The sequence below is a fragment of the Phenylobacterium sp. genome, from assembly GCF_965284355.1.
In the GTDB taxonomy this organism is placed as follows: Bacteria; Pseudomonadota; Alphaproteobacteria; order Caulobacterales; family Caulobacteraceae; genus Phenylobacterium.
Map to the genome: position 1 here is coordinate 3,967,931 of NZ_OZ260078.1, position 22,283 is coordinate 3,990,213.

17 protein-coding genes are annotated in these 22,283 nt (G+C 68.5%); 9 read left to right on the forward strand and 8 right to left on the reverse strand.

The window, feature by feature from the left end; translation table 11 throughout:
- The 9 genes from ACQ66R_RS19610 to ACQ66R_RS19650 all read left to right on the forward strand — a co-directional run bounded on the left by ACQ66R_RS19610 (position 1) and on the right by ACQ66R_RS19650 (position 11,423).
- A complete protein-coding gene (locus ACQ66R_RS19610) occupies positions 1 to 483 on the forward strand; it encodes a chemotaxis protein CheW (RefSeq protein WP_430424681.1) in 483 nt (160 codons plus the stop codon).
- 38 nt (positions 484 to 521) lie between these two features.
- Positions 522 to 1,376 carry a CheR family methyltransferase gene (locus tag ACQ66R_RS19615; protein WP_430424683.1) on the forward strand — a complete coding sequence of 285 codons (855 nt, stop codon included), beginning with the start codon at positions 522 to 524 and terminating at the stop codon, positions 1,374 to 1,376.
- A 3-nt stretch (positions 1,377 to 1,379) separates the two neighbouring features.
- On the forward strand, positions 1,380 to 2,474 hold the full coding sequence (locus ACQ66R_RS19620) for a protein-glutamate methylesterase/protein-glutamine glutaminase (protein WP_430424685.1): 1,095 nt from the start codon (positions 1,380 to 1,382) through the stop codon (positions 2,472 to 2,474).
- Positions 2,475 to 2,485: 11 nt separating this feature from the next.
- Positions 2,486 to 4,192, forward strand: a complete 1,707-nt coding sequence (locus ACQ66R_RS19625; RefSeq protein ID WP_430424687.1) for a hypothetical protein — start codon at positions 2,486 to 2,488, stop codon at positions 4,190 to 4,192.
- Positions 4,193 to 4,284: 92 nt separating this feature from the next.
- Positions 4,285 to 4,671, forward strand: a complete 387-nt coding sequence (locus tag ACQ66R_RS19630; protein ID WP_430424689.1) for a DUF4280 domain-containing protein — start codon at positions 4,285 to 4,287, stop codon at positions 4,669 to 4,671.
- An 83-nt stretch (positions 4,672 to 4,754) separates the two neighbouring features.
- Entirely contained in the window at positions 4,755 to 7,106 is a 2,352-nt protein-coding gene (locus tag ACQ66R_RS19635; RefSeq protein WP_430426361.1) for a DUF4157 domain-containing protein, read from the forward strand.
- A 297-nt stretch (positions 7,107 to 7,403) separates the two neighbouring features.
- Entirely contained in the window at positions 7,404 to 8,570 is a 1,167-nt protein-coding gene (locus ACQ66R_RS19640) for a DUF4157 domain-containing protein (protein WP_430424691.1), read from the forward strand.
- 321 nt (positions 8,571 to 8,891) lie between these two features.
- On the forward strand, positions 8,892 to 9,968 hold the full coding sequence (locus tag ACQ66R_RS19645; protein WP_430424693.1) for a DUF4157 domain-containing protein: 1,077 nt from the start codon (positions 8,892 to 8,894) through the stop codon (positions 9,966 to 9,968).
- 114 nt (positions 9,969 to 10,082) lie between these two features.
- Entirely contained in the window at positions 10,083 to 11,423 is a 1,341-nt protein-coding gene (locus ACQ66R_RS19650; RefSeq protein ID WP_430424695.1) for a DUF4157 domain-containing protein, read from the forward strand.
- 13 nt (positions 11,424 to 11,436) lie between these two features.
- On the opposite strand, the gene ACQ66R_RS19655 is transcribed toward ACQ66R_RS19650, so the two are convergent.
- The 8 genes from ACQ66R_RS19655 to tssB form a co-directional block, all read right to left on the reverse strand.
- Positions 11,437 to 13,302, reverse strand: a complete 1,866-nt coding sequence (locus ACQ66R_RS19655; protein ID WP_430424697.1) for a type VI secretion system Vgr family protein — start codon at positions 13,300 to 13,302, stop codon at positions 11,437 to 11,439.
- On the reverse strand, positions 13,299 to 15,872 hold the full coding sequence (tssH, locus tag ACQ66R_RS19660) for a type VI secretion system ATPase TssH (protein ID WP_430424699.1): 2,574 nt from the start codon (positions 15,870 to 15,872) through the stop codon (positions 13,299 to 13,301). Before tssH ends, ACQ66R_RS19655 begins: the two co-directional genes overlap by 4 nt.
- A complete protein-coding gene (gene tssG / locus ACQ66R_RS19665) occupies positions 15,869 to 16,957 on the reverse strand; it encodes a type VI secretion system baseplate subunit TssG (RefSeq protein WP_430424701.1) in 1,089 nt (362 codons plus the stop codon). The genes tssH and tssG overlap by 4 nt, the downstream gene beginning before the upstream one ends.
- Positions 16,921 to 18,780: a type VI secretion system baseplate subunit TssF gene (gene tssF / locus ACQ66R_RS19670; protein WP_430424703.1), complete on the reverse strand. Its 1,860-nt coding sequence runs from the start codon at positions 18,778 to 18,780 to the stop codon at positions 16,921 to 16,923. The genes tssG and tssF overlap by 37 nt, the downstream gene beginning before the upstream one ends.
- Positions 18,770 to 19,291, reverse strand: coding sequence for a type VI secretion system baseplate subunit TssE (tssE, locus tag ACQ66R_RS19675; RefSeq protein ID WP_430426363.1), 522 nt, complete (start codon positions 19,289 to 19,291; stop codon positions 18,770 to 18,772). The genes tssF and tssE overlap by 11 nt, the downstream gene beginning before the upstream one ends.
- Entirely contained in the window at positions 19,288 to 19,788 is a 501-nt protein-coding gene (locus ACQ66R_RS19680; RefSeq protein ID WP_430424705.1) for an Hcp family type VI secretion system effector, read from the reverse strand. Before ACQ66R_RS19680 ends, tssE begins: the two co-directional genes overlap by 4 nt.
- Before the next feature lie 41 nt (positions 19,789 to 19,829).
- Positions 19,830 to 21,398, reverse strand: a complete 1,569-nt coding sequence (gene tssC, locus ACQ66R_RS19685; RefSeq protein WP_430424706.1) for a type VI secretion system contractile sheath large subunit — start codon at positions 21,396 to 21,398, stop codon at positions 19,830 to 19,832.
- A gap of 118 nt (positions 21,399 to 21,516) precedes the next feature.
- On the reverse strand, positions 21,517 to 22,254 hold the full coding sequence (gene tssB, locus ACQ66R_RS19690) for a type VI secretion system contractile sheath small subunit (RefSeq protein WP_430424708.1): 738 nt from the start codon (positions 22,252 to 22,254) through the stop codon (positions 21,517 to 21,519).
- Between the last annotated feature and the right edge of the window lie 29 nt (positions 22,255 to 22,283).

The window sequence follows — 22,283 nt, forward strand, 5'->3', positions numbered from 1 at the left end:
ATGTCGGCCTCTGAAGTCCAATACGTCACCCTGGGCCTAGGCCGCGAGGTCTTCGCGGTGCCCGTGGAGTACGTCCGCGAGATCCTCGACTATCGCCAGCCCTTCGCCATTCCGGAAGGACCGACCTATCTGCTCGGCTTGACCGATGTGCGCGGGCGGGGAACGGCGACCATCGACCTGCGGGCCAAGCTGGGCCTGCAGACCGTGCCGCCGGGGCCCAGCACCCGCATCCTGGTGCTGGACGTTCCCATCGAAGGCCGGCTGCTGTCGCTGGGCCTGGTGGCCGACCGTGTGATCGAGGTGGTCACCATCTCGACCGACCAGATCGAGCCCCCGCCGGACATCGGCGTCGCCTGGCGATCCGACTACATCGCCGGCGTGGTGCGACGCGACGACGGCTTTGTCGTCCTGTTCCAGCTCGCTCGCCTGCTCACCAGCCAGGAAGCCGCCGCCTTGCCCCAGGCGGCCGACGCCGCGGCCTGAACGGCCACGCTGCAACTCTCCAGAACGGATGACCGCCAGTGTCGGCTGAAAGCGTCTACAATCTCGATATCGCGGACACTCTGAGCCCCGCGAGCTATCGCCGCCTCGCGGTCTTCATCCACGAGTACAGCGGCATCAAGATGCCGCCCAGCAAGAAGACGATGCTGGAGGGCCGCCTGCGAAAGCGGGTGCGCGATCGCGGTCTTCAGAGCCTCGACGACTATTGCGCGTTTCTGTTCGAGCGGGGCGGAATCGACGCCGAGGCCGTCCACCTCATCGACGTGGTCACCACCAACAAGACGGACTTCTTCCGCGAGCCGGCGCATTTCGACTTCCTGGTGAACGAGGCCTTGCCGGGGTTCGTCAGCGAGCGCCGCCGCGAGATCCGCATCTGGAGCTCGGCCTGCTCGATCGGCGCCGAGCCTTACACGGTCGCCATGCTGCTGGAGGACTTCTGCCAGGCCAACCGCGGCCTCGACTATTCAATCCTCGCCACCGATCTCTGCACTCAGGTGCTGGGCGACGCTCTGCTGGGGATTTTTCCGACCGCGATGGTCGAGCCGGTGCCGATGCCCCTGCGCAAGCGCTACCTCCTCGCCTCGCGCGACCCGTCGAAGGACGTGGTCCGGATCGCCCCGCACCTCCGCGCCAAGCTGTCGTTCGCGCGCCAGAACCTGATGGACGAGACCTATGCGGCGCCCCGCGATCAGGATGTAATATTCTGTCGGAACATATTGATATACTTCGACAAGGCGACCCAGGCGACGGTCCTCAAGCGCCTGTGTTCGCATCTGCGGCCCGGCGGCTACCTGTTCCTCGGCCACTCCGAGACGCTCGTCGGCGTCGACCTGCCCGTCCGCCCGGTCGGCGGCACCGTCTTCCAAAGGATCTGATCGATGTCTCGCAAGATCCGCGTCCTGGTGATCGATGACTCGGCCACGGTGCGCCAGACCCTCGTCTCCGTCCTGCAGGACGATCCCCAGATCGAGGTGATCGCGACGGCTGCGGATCCCTTCGCGGCGGCGCGCGCCATCGCGAAGGAAGTGCCCGATGTGATCACCCTGGACGTGGAGATGCCGCGCATGGACGGCATCACCTTCCTGCGCAAGCTGATGAGCCAGCATCCCATCCCGGTGGTGATGTGTTCGTCGCTGACGGAAGAGGGGTCCGAGACCCTGATGCAGGCCCTGGAAGCCGGGGCCGTGGATGTCATCCTGAAGCCGAAGATCGGCGTGGCCGACCACCTGCAGGAGTCGCGGACCCGGATCTGCGAGGCCGTGAAGGGCGCCGCCCAGGCGCGCGTCTCTGCCCGCGCGCCGCGACCGGCCGTGGGCATGCGCACGCCGGAAAAGAAGCTCACCGCCGACGCCATGCTGCCGCCGCCCCGCGAGGGCGCCCGGGCGATGGCCCGGACGACCGAGACCGTGATCTGCATCGGCGCTTCCACAGGCGGCACGGAGTCGTTGCGCGAGGTGCTGCAGGCGTTGCCTAGCAACGCGCCGGGCATCGTCATCGTCCAGCACATGCCCGAGAAGTTCACCGCCGCCTTTGCGCGGCGCCTCAACGACATGTGCGGGGTCGAAGTCAAGGAGGCGGCCGACGGCGACGCCGTGCTGCGCGGCCGCGCCCTGATCGCACCGGGCAACATGCATACCTTGCTGGAGCGGTCCGGCGCCCGCTACCACGTCTCTGTGAAATCCGGTCCGCTGGTGTCGCGTCACCGGCCATCCGTGGACGTCCTGTTTCGCTCGGCGGCCCGCGCGGCCGGCTCGAACGCCGTCGGCATCATCATGACCGGCATGGGCGACGACGGCGCCCGCGGCCTGGACGAGATGAAGCAGGCCGGCGCCTACACGGTCGCCCAGGACGAGGCGACCTCGATCGTGTTCGGCATGCCGAAGGAGGCGATCGCGCGCGGCGCAGCGATGAAGGTGGTTCCGCTGGGACGGATCGCGGGCGAGATCATGCGTCTGGGCGCCATGGCGGTCTGAGGAGCGCGCCGTTGTCGATCGCCACACCGCTCGCGCGGCCCACTTGGCAGCCCGCGCCTCTCCCGACGGCCCGCGGCGATGCGCCGGCGCGCCTCGCCGCCGCGCGCGAGGTGATCGAGGGCAAGTTCCTCGATCTGGGCGTGACGCTGGAAAAGTCTGTCGAGGTGGTGAGCGGCCTCGTCGCCTCGCTGGATCAACTGACCAGCCTGTTCAGCGCCACGGCGGTGGACAGCGCCAGCGAGAAGCTCTCCGCCGCCGCGGCCGAGTTGAGCGGCCTGGCGGGTGCTAGAAGCGGCCAGCGCGAGCGGTTCCAACGCCTGGCGGCCACGGGTCGACAGCTAGGGTCCCATATCGACGACATGCAGCGGGCCCTGCGCTACCTTCGGGTGTTCGCCGTCAACATCAAGGTCACCGCCGGAACCGTACCGGGCGCGGTTGTCCTGTTCGAGGGTTTCGCAGAGGAGATCCGCGGCGCCGTCGAGGATGGTCGAACCCAACTTGATGAGTTTGGTCGGGATCTGGACCAGTTGGGGGGCCTGGTCAGCGCGGCGCTCATCCATGAGAGCGAGCTGGACGAACGGTGCAATCAGGTGCTGCCGGCGGTGCCGATGCAGCTGACGGCCGACGCGCTGACCCTGTCGTCTCACCACAAGCGGATCGCCGCCGTCGCCGCGGAGGTGGGAGCTGTCGCGCGGGGACTGCAGGGCAAGGTCGCCATGGCGCTCTGCGGCCTGCAGATCGGCGATACGGTCCGCCAACGGGTGGAGCACGTGGAGATCGGGCTCGCGATCCTGGACCGACGCCAGGCGGCGGGCCAGGGCAACCCGGTGGCCGACGATCTGGTTCGCGCGATGCTGGCCGCCCAGCTGGACGACATCGTCGAGAGCTTCGACAGCGAGGTCGGGAAGGTTGCGCAAAGCCTCGAAGGACTGGCCAGGGACGCCAGAACGCTTCTGCAGCTCCGCGACGCGGCGCGCGGGGCGGGCGGTCGCGGCGGCAAGGCCGGAGACCTCGCCAGCCTCGAAGCGAGCCTGGAGCAGGCCATGGCGCTGGTCGCCCAGATGGGCGCCACAGAGGCGGCCGCGCTGAACGTCGGCCAGTCCGCCGAGAGCACGGCTCAGGGCCTGACTCAGCGCATCAGTTCGATCCGCGACATCAAGACCACCATCCACTCGATGGCGCTGAACGCCCACCTGAAGTGCGTGCGCCTGGGCGACGCCGGACGGCCGCTGAGTGTCGTGGCGGTCGAGCTGCGCCAGCATGCCGACGCACTCGGCGAAACGGCGGGCCAGGCCGAGTCGATCCTGGTTCACATGGGCGGCGGCGAGACGGCGGAGGCCGAGGACAGCGGCGCGGTCAGGGTGGGGGAACTCCTGGAGACGGCCGCGGCTCCGATCCGCGAAGCCGAGGGCAAGATGGGCGCTGAGCTGACCCGGATGGCCTCCCAGGGCGAGGCCGTGATCCAGGCTCTGCAGCAGGCGACCGGCCGGTTGAATTTCCAGGGCGCCGTCAGTGACGTGCTGGCCGCCTGCGCCCACCAGATCCGTCCCGGCGACCTGGCCGAACTGAACGCTCTCGACCAGGCCACCGCGACGGCGCTGAACGAGATGCTGAGCGAGATCGGCAAGACCTACACCATGGCGCGCGAGCGCAAGATCCAGGCCGCCTACGTTCCGCCGACTCCAGGCTCGGATGATGACGGGCCTGAAGAAGGCTGACGGCCCGGGGGCCATGGGTTCCGCGGACGGCGCCTCAAGGGCTGATATCAGAGGGCTGGCTGCTTGGGCTCGGCGGCCTTAGGCTGGCCGCCATGCCCCTCCAGATCAACTCTGGCTCCATGATGGCCTGCAGCTTCGGCGTGGCGCCCAGCGCCATCGTTGTTCTGCCGGCCAACCGGGTGACGGCCGGTGGGACGCCGGCGGCGAACATCATGGATCACGTCCCGATGACCAACGTCATGCCGTTCGGCATGTGCAGCAGCCCATCGAACCCCACCGTCGCCGCGGCCACCGCCGCGGCCCTGGGCGTGCTGACCCCCATGCCGTGCGTCCCGGCTACGCCCGCGCCGTGGGCGCCGGGTGTCCCGAAGGTGCTGATCGGCGGCATGCCGGCGCTGGACCAGACCTGCAAGCTCAACTGCCTGTGGGGCGGGGTGATCCAGTTCACGGCGGCGGCGCAGACGACGGTGATGGACTAACGCCGGGCCGCTGAGGCGGATTTCGGCTGGGCCGATCCTACACGACGTGCGAACGTGTCCGTCCGCAACTTCAGGTGAGCGCGATGAGCGGGCGGGTCATACAGGGCTTGTTTGTCGGAGGCCGGCCGCGGCCGGTGGCTCAGCCGCGCGCGGTCGCGCCGAGCGCATCAAGGCCGGGGCCGCCCGCCGCCCTCGCTGGCCGCCCGCCTCTGGTGCATCAGGCCATCCAGGTCGCCCAGGCCTTCGGGGCGGATGACAGCTTCGAGGTCGATCCGGCGCACGTCGGCCTTGGACGAAGCGTCGGCCAGCCGCTGCCGCACGCCCTGCTGGCCAAGATGGAGGCGGCGTTCGGCGCGGACTTCTCGGGCGTGCGGGTCCACGTGGGCCCGCAGGCAGCGCGGATCGGCGCCGTGGCGTTCACCATGGGCGACGACCTGTACTTCGCGCCCGGCAAGTTTCAGCCGGACTCGGCGCAGGGCCAGCAACTGATCGGCCACGAACTGGCCCACGTGATCCAGCAGCGTCAGGGGAGGGTGCGGGCGCCGGGTGCAGGCGTCACCGTGGTCCAGGACCGCGCGCTGGAGGCCGAGGCCGACCGGCTGGGGATGCGGGCGGCATTGACCGTCGCGCCGCCGCGCTTTGCGCTGTGCCGACAGCCCGTCCGCTCGGCTCCGACCCGGCTCGGAGCGGTGCAGCGCAAGCCCGACTTCGTCATCCCCGCCCATTTCACCGGCGAGCAGTACATCACCAAGGCCGCGCTGCTGCTCAATCCGACGTCGACCGTGACCGTGTTCTCCGACGCGGCCGCGATCGAAGTCCAATATCGCAAGGACGCCGCCTTGATCGGCGTCAACTTCTTCGAGATGTACAACCGCCGCCACAATACCCCTTGCACGTCGGATGCCGAGGCCAAGGCGCATCTGATCGGCAGTCAAAAGCGCCAGCTTGACCGCACGGTCGCCTACATGCGCTCGGGCCTCGCTGACGCCGATCGGCGGGTCCGGATCAGCCCGAGGCCCCTCGGGACCATGACGACCGGCTCGACCCAGGCCGTCCGGGACGCCTTTGCGGCCAATCCGAGGTCGGCGAGCGAGGCGATCCTGAGGAACATTCAGGGCAGCCTGGACTGGGAGACCTGCGTGGAGATCCGACGGTTCTTCGGCAGCAAGGGCTTCGAGGTCGGTGGCAAGTACGTGCTGTTCTGGGGCCGGCGCTCGGGAGAAATGCTTGGCGCGGGCGCCTATCTCGACACAAACGAACAGATGATCGCGCAGATGATGGTGACGATCCGCAAGCGCGATCCAACCCGACGCTTTGTCCTGATCGGCGACCAGATCGACATTCCCGCCACGATCGACGGCCTACCGGTCCCCGCCATCGACATCGATCTCGTGGCCTACTGGCGCCGGGGATTGCCAGGCGATGGCGACGTCAATGCGCAGTTCTACTTCCTCAACTACCTCAAGATCGCCACCGACACCGTCGCGGTCGGCACGAACAGCGGCATCCTCGAAATCCCGCATCTGCTCGGCATGGCGACCGTCTACCTGGAGAACGTGCACCTTCACAAACGCAAGGGCCTGCGCTGGCAGCTGCTCGCCTCGAAGTACGAGTTCAAGGAGAGCGAGGGCGAAATCCGCAGCCTGATCAAACGGCAGGAAGGCGCCAAGGACTTGAGGCGGAAGGCGGAACTGGGCAGGCGGCTGGCGTCCACCGAAATGCAGAAGGTCGTGGTGGGCGGCAAGCTGCGACCCCGGCTCGTGCGCTTCTCGACCACCGGCGCCACCGAGCTGTGGGTGCTCCGCAAGCAGGTGCTAGGCGAGATCAAGGCCTGGATCCTCGCGTCCCGCGAAACCACGGTCGACAGCGTCGGCCCCACGCCGCAGCGGGTGCTGCTTAAGGCGACGCAGGACGATCTGCTCAAATTGATCGTGCGTTGCGAGGGTGTGAGCGACCTGGAGGCGACCCCCGACGGACAACGTCTCTCCTATGTCCTGCTTCACGATGTGAAGCGCCGTTGGGGCGCGATCAACGTTTCGCGGGAACTCTGCCTCTGCCCGATCGAACTCAAGCGGATGGCGGTTCTGGCGATCGACAAGCTGATCCGCCGCCATGCGCTGACCGCCCAGGAGATCCGGCGCTTCTGGGAGACGTTCAACTATACCTATGTGAACGATGATCTCTCCGCGGCTCCGGACTACAGAGCCGGCATGCGCGCCTGGCTCCGCGACAGCGAGGAAGTGTGGAACCAGGTCAAGAATAAGGGACGCCTGGGAAGCCGGGTCGACCAGATCAAGGCCGCGATCGCGCGCGAAGCGGCAGAGGAACGGGCCGCCGCCGCCGCCGCCGCCGCGCGGCTCGCGGTCGACAACCGGCGATGGCTCGCCAGCAACGCGACCGCCTGGGCGCACGTCCGACGCCGGGCGGGCCTATGAGCGGGCGGGTCATTCAGGGCTTCTTCGCCGGCGGCCGGGCTCAGCCGCCAGCGCGGATTGTCCAGGCGGCGGCGCGGGCGCGAGCCGTGCTCCCCGGCCCTGCACAGCCGGGTCGTCCCCCGCCGGCCTTCGCCGGCCGCACCGCGGCGGCGCAAGCGCGGCCCGCGCCGGGCTGGCCGCCGCCGGCGCACCACGCGGCACAAGTCGCCCAGGCCTTCGGCGGCTCTGAAAGCTTCGAGATCGACCCGGCGCAGATCGGCCTCGCGCGCGGCGGCGGCCAGCCGCTGCCGCCAGGCCGTGCTGGCCAAGATGGAGGCGGCGTTCGGGGCCGACTTCTCCGGCGTGCGCGTCCACGTGGGGCCGCAGGCGTCGCGTATCGGCGCGGTCGCTTTCACCATGGGCGACGACGTCTACTTCGCGCCGGGCAAGTTCCAGCCGGACTCGGCGCAAGGCCAGCAGCTGATCGGTCACGAGCTGGCCCACGTCATCCAGCAGCGCCAGGGCCGCGTGCGCGCACCGGGCTCGGGCGTGGCGGTGGTGCAGGATCGGATGCTGGAGGCCGAAGCCGATCGGCTGGGAATGCGGGCGGCGGCGATGCGGCCGCGGCGGCCGTCTGCAACGGTGCAGCGCGCAGCCGCTTCAGGCCGACCTTTGGCGCTGCGCGGAGCGATTCAGCGCGAGCCGCTGGCAAAGGTGGCGGTCAACCGACGGACGCCGTTGCGTCAGTCGCACGACGGGCTGTCGCTGTCGTCCGGCGCCGACATCGGTGTGCTCGACCCGGGAACGGAGATCGAGATCGACCTGGGAGATCAATGGCTGTCGCGACTCGGCGATGGCGCCGTCGGCGACGCGGCCGCCCACACCTGGTACCGCGTCGTCAAGCACGGCGGGAACGCCGTAAGGGCCGACATTTACCTTCGCGGCGGCACGTTCGATGTCGTCGGGCAGACGACGGCGGCGCAGGGCTATGTCGTCTGCTTTCGGTTCTGCAACGCCCAAGATCCCGAGACCTTCAAGTCGCACCTGTCCAAGGGCAAGTCGTGGTCCTCGCCAAACAAGCCGCGCGCCGACCTGCCTGAATCCCTGTTGAAGCGGGCCATGAGCCACATGGACGGCGCCATCGAGAAGAGCCCATTCGTGTCGGTCGCGACCAGTGAGCAGGCCCTTCTGAGGTTTGGGCACTCCGGCGGGCTGAAGAACGTCATTTTCGGCGCCACCGTCCCGGCCGAGCGTGCGCCCCACATTGCGATCTTTCACATCCCGGAGGGTCGCCTCGTCTCCCCGGCGTTCCTCAAGGCCACGGTCCATGGGGCCGCACAGTTCATCGGCCTGGCCCGTGCTCAGGTCGAAACCGAGCTGGTCTACTACGGCGACGATATCCAGACCTACATGATCCGGTACAAGGACAATCCCTACAACGTGCATCACTACCAGGCCCTGCTTGCAGAGCTGGATACCGACTGATCCATGTGCGAGTGACGCTGTTACTTCTGTTGGATTGTCCTGGACGAGTTGAAAACGGAAGACGCGATGGGCGGGCGAGTTATCCAGGGGTTCTTTGTCAGTCCTCCGGCGCGGACCGCGGCGCATCTCGACGGGCCTCGGACGTCGCAGCGGACCATAGCTGCCAACGCCAGGCGTCTGCCGCAGCCGACTCTGCCTGCCTTTGCCGGCCAAGCCGCGATGGTTCAAGCGCGACCGGCGCCCGGTCGGCCGCCGCTCGTGCACCAAGCCCCAAAGGTTGCTCAACCCTTCGGCGGCCCCGACAGCTTCGAGATCGACCCGGTGCAGATCGGTCTGGCGCGGAGCGGCGGCCAGCCGCTGCCACAAGCGGTCCTGGCCAAGATGGAAGCGGCGTTCGGCGCCGACTTCTCCGCGGTCCGGGTCCATGTGGGCCCTCAGGCGCCCAGGATCGGCGCGGTGGCGTTCACGATGGGCAACGACCTCTACTTCGCCCCCGGCAGGTTCCAGCCAGATTCCGCGCAAGGCCAGCAGCTGATCGGTCATGAGTTGGCCCACGTCGTCCAGCAACGCCAGGGCCGGGTGCGCGCCCCGGGCTCCGGCGTGGCGGTCGTGCAAGACAGGGTGCTTGAGGCGGAGGCGGATCGGCTGGGCCTGCGAGCCGCCTTGCACCGGTTCCCGGTCCACGGGGCGAGGTCCGTGCAGCCGCAATCCCGGTGCGTCCGCCTTGGCCAGGACTTGGCCGTGCAACCCTCGGCGTCCTGGATGCTGGGGCTCGGCCTGACCGGCGCGCTGGTCGGCGGCTGGTGGGCAGGCGGAGTGGGCCTAACCGCGCTCGGGCTCGGCATGGTGGGTGCAGCCGTCGGGCGGCAGTTCGGAGGCGCCGATCCGCCGCGAGCCGAAGGACACCGGCCGCGAGCCCCGGATCCACGTACCGCCGACCTGAGCGTCGTCGCCGCGCAGCTCAACACCCTTCATGAATATCGCGACACCGCCACGCACGCCGTGGCTGAGCGGGCCGACGGCACCTTCGCGGTCTATACGCAGCGCGGCTACGATAGCGTGCGAGAATGCGCTGAGGTGCTCCGGGCGGCTGGGATCCCAGAGATGATCGACTTTGTCGAGGCCGACGGTACGGAGACGGAGTACAATATACACGCCGAGATGCTGGCGGTTTCGGAGTGGTTGCTCGGCAATCATCCGAAGCCGGTTCGGATCGGCGCCAGCCGCGGCATCTGCCTCTACTGCAACCGCGTGCTGACCCATCTGGGCGTGCGGCAGTACAACGTCGAAGGCCACACCACGAAGAGCTGGGTGAACCCCTGGTGGCTCAAGGACCGCGTGACCCCTGCGACTTTGGCCATTCCGCGTTACCGCAGGTACAACCGCGACTACCCCTGACGGCTGCGCCGTCATGACGACGTCTGCGAGTGAGGCCGTCGCTCTCGACGGCTGGGCCTGCTAGCATGCCGCGACCGGGTCGGGACGACACCGGCGTCATGAGGAGACGGCGCGATGGGCGGGCGCGTCATCCAGGGATACTTCATCGGAGGTCGGCCGCTCGTGGTCGCCGCGAAGCCGGCCGTCGCACAGCCGGCGGGACAGCGCGTCACGCTCGCGAGGCCGGCGCCTGGCCCGCCGCCGGCCTTCGCCGGACGCGCACCAGCGGTCCAGGCCAAGCCCGCCCCGGGCCGGCCGCCGCTGGCCCATCAGACCGCCGGCGTGGTCCAACCGTTCGTCGGCGGCGACAGTTTCGAGATCGACCCCATGCAGATCGGCCTGGCCCGAGGCGGCGGCCAGCCGCTGCCCCAGGCCGTGCTGGCCAAGATGGAGGCAGCGTTCGGCGCGGACTTCTCCGGCGTACGGGTCCACGTGGGCCCGCAGGCGTCGCGGATCGGCGCGGTGGCCTTCACCATGGGCGACGACGTCTACTTCGCGCCGGGCAAGTTCCAGCCGGACTCGCCGCAGGGCCAGCAGCTCATCGGCCACGAGTTGGCCCACGTCATCCAGCAGCGCCAAGGGCGCGTGCGCGCGCGGGGCGCGGGCGTGGCGGTGGTGCAGGACCCCGCGCTCGAAGCCGAGGCCGACCGCCTGGGCAACCAGGCCGCACAGGGATTCGTTCGGCCCTGGCGCCCCGCCGGGGGGCCCGCAACTAGCCTAGGCAATGCAGCGGCGATCCAGCCGTACTGGCCACTTGTCGTCGGCGCGGTCGGCGTGGCGGCGGCGATCGGCGCATGGTACACCTGCGGCCCTGGCTCCGCGCGCCGCGCGCAAGCGCCCGCACGGCGGTACGACCTCGTGACGGATCGCACGACCGATATCGTACGCTGGCTCAGCGACAACGATCCGGGGACGCAGAAAAGCAATTTCTCGGTCGGCCGGACGGAGCGAGGCATCTATATCGTCTCCAAGGTCGGGGGCCTTGGCCTTCGTGCGGGGATTTCCACCGACCTCGCGGCCCGGTTCCCCGACGTCGAGATCTATCTCGCGCCGTCGTATGGCGGGGGAGGCGCAGCGAGCGGTTCGCATGGTGAGATGTGCGTCGTTGCGGGCGCCAATGCTGCGACAGGAAGGCTGCAGAAGGTGATCTGCACCCATCCGAACTGCGAGCTGTGCGTGGTGCAACTCGACCATCTTGGCATCGGAGGCGGCTCGATCAGGGCCGGAGCACCCGGCAATCAGCAAACCTGGGTGCACCCGACCGAAGCGGCGCAATTCGGCACGCAGTTCGGAGCTTCCATGCCCGAGGTCGTGGCGGCGCTAAGGGCCTTCAACGCGGGCAGGCCCATCCCGCGCGAATGCGGGATAGCCGGCGGGGTGCGACCCACGCGCGGCGGCGCCGTTAAGCTCACCTGACTCAGCGAGCGCCTCAGTTCAGTTTCACCATCCCGCCCTTCGCGGTCAGTGCGCCGCCGCCGTCGATCGTGGCGCTCGTGCTGGCCGTCATCTCCACCGTGGCGCCCTTCAGGGTCAGGGCCGAGCCGGCCTCGATGGCCACCGTCGTGCCGCCCTTCACCGTGAGGCCCTGACCCGACTCGATCGTCACCGACCCGTCGGCCTTGATGGTGACGTTGCCGGTCACCTGGATCGTCAGGTTGCCCTTGACCGTCTCGTCGGCGTTACCCTCGATCGTGACGGTCGAGTTCCCCTTCACGCCGTGGGTGGCGTTTCCCGTCGCGACGGAGGTGGTCCAGTCGCCCTTGCTCACCGTGAAGCTGGCGTCGCCTTCCTCAACGGTCACCTTGCGGTCGGTCTTCACCGTCTCGGTGGCGTTGTTGAGGACGGTGATGTTGAGGTCCTTCTGGGCCTGCAGGAACACTTCCTCCTCGCCGGCCTTGTCCTCGAAGCGCAGCTCGTTGAAGCCGCCGCCGTCGGGAGTCGACTGCGACTTCAGCGTCGTGCGGGTCTGGTTGTCGGGCAGGGGGTAGGGGACGGGATTGTCGCCGTTGTAGACGCAGCCGGTCACCAGGGGCTGGTCGGGGTCGCCGTTTAGGAAGCTGACCACAACCTCCTGGCCGATGCGCGGCAGGGTGAAGGCGCCCCAGGTCTTGCCGGACCAGCTCTGCGAGACCCGGACCCAGCACGAGCTGTCGGCGTCCTTCTTGCCCAGGCGATCCCAATGGAACTGGAGCTTGATGCGTCCGTACTGGTCGACCCAGATCTCCTTGCCCTCGGGCCCCACGACGAGCGCGGTCTGCGACCCGGCGATCCGCGGCGCGGGCGTGACCCGCGCGGGACGGAAGGGGACGTCGGCCGGAAAGGCCGTGAACGTGTTGGAGTACAGCCGCCGCTCGGCGCTGTGGTGGATGCGGAACAGCACATACTTGCGATTGAACGCGGCGGTGGGATGGCCGCTCAGCGTAAAGCTGGCGCCCGACGCCATATGGCGCAGCGGCGACGTGGCGCGCATGGTCAAAGCCAGGGCGGTCAGTTCCTCGTCACGACGCTTGGCCGCCGCCTCGGCGTCGGCCTTTTGCGAGAAGCCGCCCGGATACTCGTAGACCTTGCCGCGCCCTTCCGTCGCGAGGAGCGAGGTTGCCGGGGTGATGAAGTTGTAGTCGGTGGCCTTGAAGCCGTCGGGGACGATCGTCTGTACAAGCTCGGCGCTGTCGAGGCGCGCGTCGGACAGCCAGGTGTTGCCGCCCTCCAGAGCCAGCCAGGGCACGGTGGCGGCGTTCGGGCAGGACGGGAACTTTGCCGGATCGTCGATCAGCACCAGGGTGTGGCGGCCGGCCTTGTGTTCGAACCTGTACGCGATGCCGTCTCGCTCCAGCAGGCGGCTGACGAAGGCGAAGTCGGACTCGCCGTACTGCACGCAGTATTCGATCTTGGAGTAGCTGCGGACGAGGTCGTTGCGCATATCCGCCAAGGGGTAGTCGGCGAACACCTGGGCTAGGATGTCGGCGACCGCGAGGTTCTGGAAGACGCGGTGGTTCCGCGAGAACGTCAGCAGCCAAAGCCACGGGCGAACCTCCATCGTCACCTGGGAGCTGCCCTGGGAGATCCAGGTGACGACGCCGTTGAACGGTCGCGCCACGCCGTCTCCGCCCTTCAGGGTGACATCGACCGGCTTGCCCAGCAGCGCCTTCGGATCGATCCAGGGCTCGCGGCTGGCCGCTGCCAGCGTGAAGGCGAAGGGCTGCGAGATCTCCTCGACCCCCTCGAACGAGAGCAGGCTGAGCGCGCCGTCGCCGAGCGGGGTGGTGAGCGTCAGAGACCAGCTGGCGTCGCTCATCGGTCGATCGTCAGGTGCAGGCGGCCCTGCACCAACCCGATGTGGGCGCCCGTGACGCGGCTGCCGTCGGCGAGGCTGTCCAGCAACTGGCCCGACAGCTGCGGCAGCACCTGGTGGTTGATAATGGCGTCAACGCTGCGGGCGCCCCCGTCGTTGACTCCGGCCTGCCGCGCGATCGCGTGGACGACCGCCTCGTCGTAGGTCAGGTCGCTTCCGCGCGTCTCCGCAAACCGCTGCTGGATGTGGCCCAGCTTGAGGCGGACGACGGCCTCCACTTCCCGGGGGCCCAGCGCGGCGTAGGGGACGACCACAAGGCGACCCAGGAACGCCGGCGCGAAATGCCGGAGCAGTTCCGGACGAAGCGCCGCGGCAAGGTCGGTGGCCGAGGGCGGCGGCGTGCGGCCGCGCCACGCCGTCATCGTATCCGAGCCGATGTTGGCGGTGAGCAGGATCAGTGTGTTGGTAAAGTCCACGGCGACGCCTTCGCTGTCGTCGAGCACGCCGCGATCGAAGACCTGGTAGAAGACCTCCAGGACATCGGCATGGGCCTTGTCGACCTCGTCGAGCAGCACCACGGAGTACGGTCGTCGTCGGACGGCCTCCGTCAGCACGCCGCCCTTGCCGTAGCCGACATAGCCAGGGGGCGCACCCTTCAGCCCGGAGACCGAGTGGGCCTCCTGGTACTCCGACATGTTCACGGTGATCAGGGCGCGCGGACCGCCATAGAGGAGTTCCGCCAGGGCGAGGGCGGTCTCGGTCTTGCCGACCCCGCTCGGCCCGCAGAGCAGGAAGACGCCCGTCGGCTTCCCGGGGTCGCCGAGGTCGGCGTAGAAGGTCTGTATGCGCCGGGTGATGGTGTCCAGCGCCGCATCCTGTCCGACGATGCGCTCTGACAGCCGCGCCTTGAGTTCGAGCGCATTCGCCGGAGCCGCGCCAAGGATGGCGTCGAGCGGCACACCGGTCCAGGCCGACACGACGTCGGCCACGGCGCGGCGGTCGACGGCGAGCGGGATCAGGGGGGCGTCCTGCTGGAGTTCGGCGAGCTCGAGGTTGAGGCCGCCCAGTTCACCTTCCGCCTCGACGTCGGGCCCTTCGGCCAGGATCTTCTCCAGCGCCCGGATCCGCTCGACGGCGCGGCGCTCCTGCGCCCACAGGCTCGCGAGGCGGTCCCGCTCGTCCTGCGCCGCGGCGCGCGCTTCGGCCACGGCCTCGCGGCGTTCCGCGCCGTGGACCGCGCTCGGCTCGACATCTGAGAGACGTTCGGCCTCCAGCGCCAGGTCGCGGCAGCGCTGCTCGGCCGCCGCCAGCGCCCGGGGTTGCGACGTACGCGCGATGGCGACCCGCGCGCAGGCGGCGTCGAGGACGCCGAGGGCCTTATCGGGCAACTGGCGATCGGGGATGTAGCGCTGCGACAGCCAGGCAGCCGCCGCCAGCGCGCTCTCCGTGATCCGGACCGCGTGGAAGTCCTCGAGCCCCGAGGCCAACCGCCGCAGGATAGCCACGGTTGCGGCCGGGCTCGGCGGCTCGACTCTTATCGCCTGGAAGCGGCGCGCGAAGGCGGCGTCCTTCTCGATATAGCGCTTGTACTCGCTCCAGGTGGTGGCTGCGATCACGCGAAGGCCGCCCCTGGCCAGCGCCGGTTTCAGCAGGTTGGCGGCCTCGCTCGATCCGCCAAGGAGCGCATGGGCCTCGTCGATGAAAAGGATGATCCCGGCCGGGTCCCCGGCCACGGCGTCGAGGATCGACCGCATCCGCTGCTCGAGCTCGCCGCGCGCGCCGGCGCCCGCCAGCAGGGCGCCAAGGTCCAGGGACCGGATCGAAACGCCTGCGAGGGGCTCTGGCGCCTCGCCGTCGGCGATGCGCTGCGCCAGCCCCTCGACGATCGCTGTCTTTCCGACCCCGGCGTCGCCAGCCAGGATCGGATTGTTCTGGCGCCTGCGCAGCAGGATCTCGACCAGCTTGGCGACCTCCTCGTCGCGTCCGACGACCGGATCCAAAGCGCCGGCGCGGGCCTGGGCGGTGAGGTCTACGGTGTAGCGGTCGATCGCCGCCGCATCTGTGCCCCCGAGGGCGGGGCCCCGCGAAGGTGTCGCGCGGCTTTCACGACCCGAGGCGACCAGGCCCGCCAGCGACTCGGCGAGTTGCTGGCGCGGGATCGACGCCAGTTCGGGGGCGGCGCCCATCAGCGTCTCGCGCGCCCGGCCGTCCTCGATCGCCGCCTGGAGCAGACATGCCGAATTGAGATGGGACAGCGAAAGGTCGATCGAACTGATCACCCAGGCCGCCTCCAGAGCCTTGACGAGCGGCGCGGAGAGGCCCGGTGTCACCGTGCTGCCGACCGAGTACCGCGCGGCGGCGGCGGCCAGGCCGACGGCCAGCTGCGCCCGGTCGATCCCGAAGCCCTCCACGGCCCGGGCCAGGTCGGAGCCGGGATCGGACGCGAGTTCGCCCATCAGGTGCTCTATCTCGACGGCGGAGTGGGTCTGCGCCCGGCAGCGCTCGGCCGCACGTTCCAGCGCAGAGCGTGAGGTCGGCGTCAGCCGGTCGATCAGGCGGGCGACGCGCGTCACGGCGCTCTGTCGGGGCGCGGGGGGAGGACGGAGAACCGCGTCTCCGCGGCTTGGCGGCGGCCGAGCCGCGGGCCGCCGCCAAGCCGCGTCCGCCCGAGCCGAGGCCGACCGCTGCGCAGCCATGCGGTCCAGCCGAGCCGTGAGCCCGTCGTCTCGCCGCCCGGTGGCGATTGAGGTCCGTTGCGCCGGCCGGCAAGGCGCGTGCGCGGCGCGGTGTCGCCCTTCACGATGAGCCGCGCGGTGACCGCGATGTCGTCGCCCAGCAGGAACCCAAGCAAGGCCGCCAGCCGCCGATGGTCCGCGGCGCCCGGGAGCAGGCGCTCGGCCGTGACATAGGGAATGGGACCGAGCACCAGCTCGATGCCGGCGGATTGATCCCATGCACGTCGGCCGACCACCGCGTCGACGCCCAGGCGCCGGTTACGGCCGGTGGCCCCGATCTTCGTGCGCTGCGATGTGGGGATCTCCAGCCAGGCGCCCTGGAACGGCCGCACCTGCGTCGGAATACCGAACTGCGACGCTACGGCCCGCTCGACGGCATGTGCGCTCAGCGGGCGCTGGTTGACGAGGGCGGCGAGCGGCAGCAGCGCGGGCGCCAGTTGCGGAATACTCGCGGCGACGCCAGGCGTGCCAAGCCCGAGCATCGCATAGAGCTGAGCCGCGATGTTCGAGTCCTGCGGGGGTCCGGGCTGCAGCACCGGCTGGAACAGGCGGTCCAGGGCCAGCGCCGAGGCCACGAGCCGGCCGTTGAAGATGTCGACAAAGTCGCGTGGCGCAAACTCGTCGCGGGCGACGCTGTCGTTGATGAACTCGGTATAGGGGACCGGCAGGGGCCCGATGGCTCCGCCCAGCCCTATGGAAGTGACGATCATCTCCGGACGGCCTGAGGAGAAGGACACCGCTTCCACGTCCGCGGTCGGGAAGGCGAGGTCAAACGTGCTGCGCAGCCGGACGCCGGGACCGTCCAGCGCCGACAGAATGCGCAGCGCCTGGCCGCCTTCGAAGCGGAAGGGCTCGCGGCGAAGCCGCTCAAGGAGAGGCGCGGGGGTCAGAGCAATAAGCGATCGCCCGCCCGGGCCGGCCATCGCCTCCAGACGTCGTTCCGGCCATCTCGCTTGATCACCAGACGGGTGAAGCTGTTGATCCCCGCGTAGAGGGCGATGAACCGCTCCAGGACCGAGGCGAGCAGGAAGGCGCTGCCGCCGACGCTCCCCTTGTCGTTGAACACCATCGTCACTTCCGTGCCGCGTACGAAGCCTCGCCACTGCTTCTCGCCATAGCAGCCCACCTCGCGACGGGTGCTGAGGCCGGTGAGGCTCTCGATCTGCTTGAGATTGTCCGCCCGATCGGTGACGCCGGCGTAGAGGCTGAGGATCTGCTGCAACGCGCGGCGGCCCGTCTCGCCGTCGAGCGACAGCTTGTTGAGCGTGAGCTGAGAGACCAGCCGCCACATATGCTCGCCGGTGAAAGTCGCATCCACCGGGGCGGTCGGCTTCTGCAGGCAGCGGATGGCGCGCAGCGGCAGGTCGAGCTCAAGCGTGAGACGGGTGCGCGGCGACAGCTGGCGGGCCAGCGCGCGGTTCGTGCAGAGCAGGTGGGCGAACACGACGTCGGCGGCCGGCTTGTCGGGCCGCATGTGCGGGTCAACGAATGACAGCATCACTTCAGAGCCGGAAAGCGCCGGATTCGACGCCCTGCGGCGACGCGCCAGCCATCGCCCGCTGGCTGCGCTTCGCCCGCCATCGAGGTCGGGGGTGGCGCTGAAGAAGGGTTGGAGCAGTTCCTCGCCGCCGCCTGCCGCCGCGGATCGGGAGACGCCCAGCACCGTATGGACCTCGGTCGTGGTCGCGTACCGGAGGTCCGGCGAAAGGGGGTACTCGACCGACAGATGGTCGAGCCGGATCGGCTCGCTGGTGCGGTGAAAGAGGTTGATGATCGGCACACATCCGAGTCGCAGCGTATGGGCGTGCACCCGCAGGTCGTCGGCACGACCGTCCTGGAGCAGGAAGATCAGCTGCGCCTCGCGTCCGGCTCCCAGCGCGCCCGGCGCCAGCCCGGTCACTTCGAGGAACATGAACTTGTCGGGAAAGGCGAAGTATTCCTGGATCAGCCGGTAGCCCGCGTGAGCCGTGTCCGGATAGGGCAAGAGGGCTTCCTCGGGGTCGAGCCCCATCGGACGAACCCTGACGCCGGGCAGCCGGGTGAAAGTCTCGCCTCCCGGCGCGTCACCGGGGGTCAGCACGGCGACCCCTTCCAGTTTGTTGCACAGCAGTTCGTAGAGGCGCGCGCGGGTCGCTTTGTCGCCGTCGATGTAGAAGCAGAGTGACGTCAGGGGCAGGTCGCTGAAGCGCGCCTTGGGTCCCACGCATTCGAGCGAAACACTCAGGCAGAGTTCGACCCGCGATCGGCCCTCCAGCAGGGCTTGCGCCGCCCGGGCCGAAAGGTCGGCGGGCCGAGCCTTTGTCACGGCGGCGACCTTGAGCGGCCAGAGGCGCAGCGGATAACCGGTGCGGAAGCGGCATTCGACGCCCGCGCTGTCTTCGGCGGTGGCGTAGAGCGGCGTTCCCTTGGGAACCTCGACGCCCTCCAGGGCCTTCGCCTGCCCCGAGTCCACCTCGAACTCGGCGATCGTCACCGAGGGCACCGGCGCCACGAGCTGCGGGTACATCGCCTCCAGGAGCGCCATCGGCGCCTCGGGAAACCGGGCGTCGTACTGCTGCTCGAGCTTGGCCGTCAGGAAGGCGAAGGATTCGATAAGCCGGTCGATCTGCGGGTCGGCGCCGGTGCGATCGGAGATGTCGAGGCCCGCGGCGACGTGCGGATAGGCTTCGGCGAACGCGGCGCCGGCGTCGCGCAGGGCGCCGAGCTCGCGCAGATAGTAACCCAGGAAGGCGTCGTCAGCCCGCATCGCGATCGTCCTCGCCGCCACCGATCTCGATCGGCCGGAAGCGGATGGGGATGACAATCATGCCGGTGACCACGTCGCCCGAGACGGTGACCGCCAGCCTCTGGGTGCGGGCGTCGGCGCGTCCCAGTTCGACCCGGACATTGTGGAGGCGCGGCTCAAACTGGCTGATCGTCTGGGCCAGATGATCGGAGAGCCGCGTCATCATCGCGACGTCCCCCATGAGATAGTTCGAAAGGTCGGGAATCCCGTAATCCATCGTCGAGCGCTGGTTATCGCGGTTGCGCTGGTCGAGCGTGGAATAGTCGACCGGCGTCCGTGAATTGAGCAGCCATTTCAACTGCTGGAATACCGAGTCCTGGAGTCCGTCGGCGTCGTACGTCTGCTGCGGCCGTCGGCTTGCGCCATCCGCATCCTCTCCGCGCCGGACCAGGCGGTCGAAGAGCAGCGCCCGTGCGCCGGGCTTGCGGACGCCGGTCGCCGTCGCGGCTTCAACTGACGTCTTCGGGCTCAGCTGACTTCCTGCTTGATGAGGTCATGCGCCACCGGCTGCACGCCGCCCGCTTCGCCGGTGTCGGGAACCTGCGACTTGTACTTGTAGGTCACCTTCCCGTAGGCGAGGGAGATGTTCTCGGTGGGCAGATCGCCCGCGCCGCCGCCGAGACTGACGTTGCTGACGATGACGTCCTCGAACATGACTTCCAGATAGAGGATCGACTTGTTCTCGCCGTCCGAGCGATAGCACTGCAGCGTCGCCTTGCCGATCTGCTTGCCACTCCAGCAGTACTTCAAGAGGTCGTCGGTCGCGGCATCCAGGTACTTCGAGAACGAAAAGTCGGAGTGGTTGGCCTGCTCGACTGTGCCCCCGCCGGCGCTGCTGCGCGTCGACTTGGTCGGCTGGTTGAAACTATGGCTCCAGGACAGAACCTGAATTTCATCCTTGTGACCGCTGTCAGTCGACTCGCCCTTGATCTCGGGCTCCTCGAACTTCAGGAACATGTTGCCGGCCATGACGGGGGCGCCCTTCTAGCAGTTGGTGCTTTTTCGAGGATTCAGGCCACGGGGGCCGGCAGTTCGGCCACCAGCCGCAGCGAGGCGGTCAGCCCCTCAAGCTGGAAGTGCGGCCGCAGGAAGATGGTGGCGGTGTATTCCCCTGGGCGACCAGGGATGTCGGAGACGTCGATGCGGGCCTCGCGCAGCGGATACTGCGCCTTGATGGATTGCCCGGAGTCGTCCTTGGCCAGCACGTAGTCGCTGATCCAGGTGGTCAGGTAAGTTTGGACGTTTTCCTTGGTCATGAAGCGGCCGATCTTGTCGCGCATCATGACCTTGATGTAGTGCGCGAATCGCGAGGCGTTCAGGATGTAGGGCAGGCGCGCGGAGAGCTCTGCATTGCTGTTGGCAGAGGCCTTGTTGTACTTCTTGGGCTTGTTCACAGTCTGCCCGCCAAAGAACGCCGCGTAGTTCGTGTCCTTGCAGTACACCAGCGTGATGAAGCCTTGGTCGCTCAATTCTTTCTCGCGCCGGTCGGTGATCGCCACCTCGGTCGGGATGTAGACCGTCTTGTCGCCGCGCAGCGTCTTGTACTTGTGGAGCGGCAGGCCCTCGACCTTGCCGCCGCCCTCGATGCCCCGGATCGCAGCGGTCCAGTTGTAGAGCGCAAAGGCGTTGGCGATCCGCTCGCCCAGGACGTAGGCAGGGTTGCCCCACAGGTATTTGTTGGACTTGGGGTCCAGGGCCGGGTCGTCGTCCTGCGCCGTGTGACCTCCGGATGCGGCGCTGGGTTCGCCCACCTCCTCGGTGAAGTCCATGCGCTCGACGGGGTTCTCCTTCTTGTCATAGGGCAGCCGCATGAGGACGCGCGGCAGCACCAGGGTGAGGTAGCGACTGTCTTCGCTCTCGCGCAGGGCCCGCCACTCGGCCATGGTGGACGTCTCGAAGATCTTGCCAAGGTCGCGGGGCCGCGGGAGGTCGCGGAAGTCGTCCATGTCGAAGAGGCCAGGGTCGGCCGCGGCGATGAAGGGCGCGTGCGCCGCCGCAGCGACCTCGGCGATCTTGCCGAGCATCTTGATGTCCGGCGTGGTGCGGCTGAAGGCGTAGTCGCCGATCAGGCAGCCATAAGGCTTGCCGCCCAGGGTGCCGTATTCGTCCTCGTAGACCTTCTTGAAGAGCTTGCTCTGGTCAAACTCGACGGCGTCCTCGAGGTCCTTCTTGAGCTCCTCCTTGCCGATGTCGAGCACCCGCAGCTTCAGGCGCGAGCTGGTTTCGGCCTTGTCCACCAGATGGTGCAGACCACGCCAGCTCGCCTCCAGCGCCTGGAAATCCTCGTGGTGCAGGACGTCGTTGAGCTGGCGGAAGATGATCGCGTCGAGCCGGGCGATCTCGTCCTGGATGAGCTTGCGGATGGCCGGATCCCGGCTCGCCCCGTTCCCGGCCGTTCCGTTCTTCACCGCCTCGGTCGCCGTTTCGACAAAGACCGTGAGCATGCTCAGGCCTTCGATCTGGGTGGTCTTGAACTCGTCCAGCGAGTCCGGCGACGGCGGGGCGTCCAGGCCGGGCTCGGCGAGCCGGGTGTATTTCAGAATGCCGGAGAAATCGATCTGGTCGGCCGGTTCACTCATCGGGAACTCCTGTCACCTGCTTGGCAGGCGAATTCTGATGGGAAGGTCTCATCTCGTCGGTGGGCGCCGCGCCGCCGCCGGGAGACGGCGTCTGCGGCCTGCCCGCCGGCCGCGAGCGTCAGGTGTTGCCGCCGCCCTGTTCGCCAGGCGTTTCGGTCTCTCGAGTGTTTTCGACCACAGGCGTTTCTTGCGAACCGCCGGCGGCAACGGGCGTCGTTGATCCCGACCCGCCGTCGGCTTGCCCGGCCGGCGGGCTCTCGCCATTCCCGCCGGCGGCCGGCTTCGGCAGCGCCCGGATCTCGCCCAGCCTGTCGCTGACCTTTGCTCCGAGGTCCTCCAGCAGCTTCTCGCTGCGGCTGGCGTCGGTCAGCTTCCCGAGCAGAGGATCGTTGCCGTCCAGCTTTGTCAGCATGTCGCGCAGCTGGTTGCGCCGCTTCCACAAGGTGCTGATGCCCGGGTTCGTGTCGTCGTTGATGAGCTTCTCGACGAGCTTGTCCGGCTGGAAATCCTCGAGCTTGGTGAAGGTGAGATTGAAGACGGCCTTGGTCGGGTCCTTTCCGGCCGTCTCGCCGGTCTCGTCCGCCTTCGGGGGCTCGGCCCGGGCATCGTTCACCTGAAGCTGCAGGGTCGGGCTGAGCTGCGCCATCACGGCGGCGAAGTTGTCGCGGTCGATCTCGACGAAGGGCCGCTCCTGGAGCGGAATCGCGTTCGTCTTGTCTCCCGAGAGGTCGGCCAGGATCCCGATGACGAACGGGAGCTCCTTCTTCTCGATCGCATCGCCGATTTCGACGTCATAGGTGATCTGGACGCGGGGAGGCCGCACCCGCGACAGTTTATGCTGTGTGCCGTCCGCCATTCCGCCCTCCAGCCCGGGGAGACTGAATA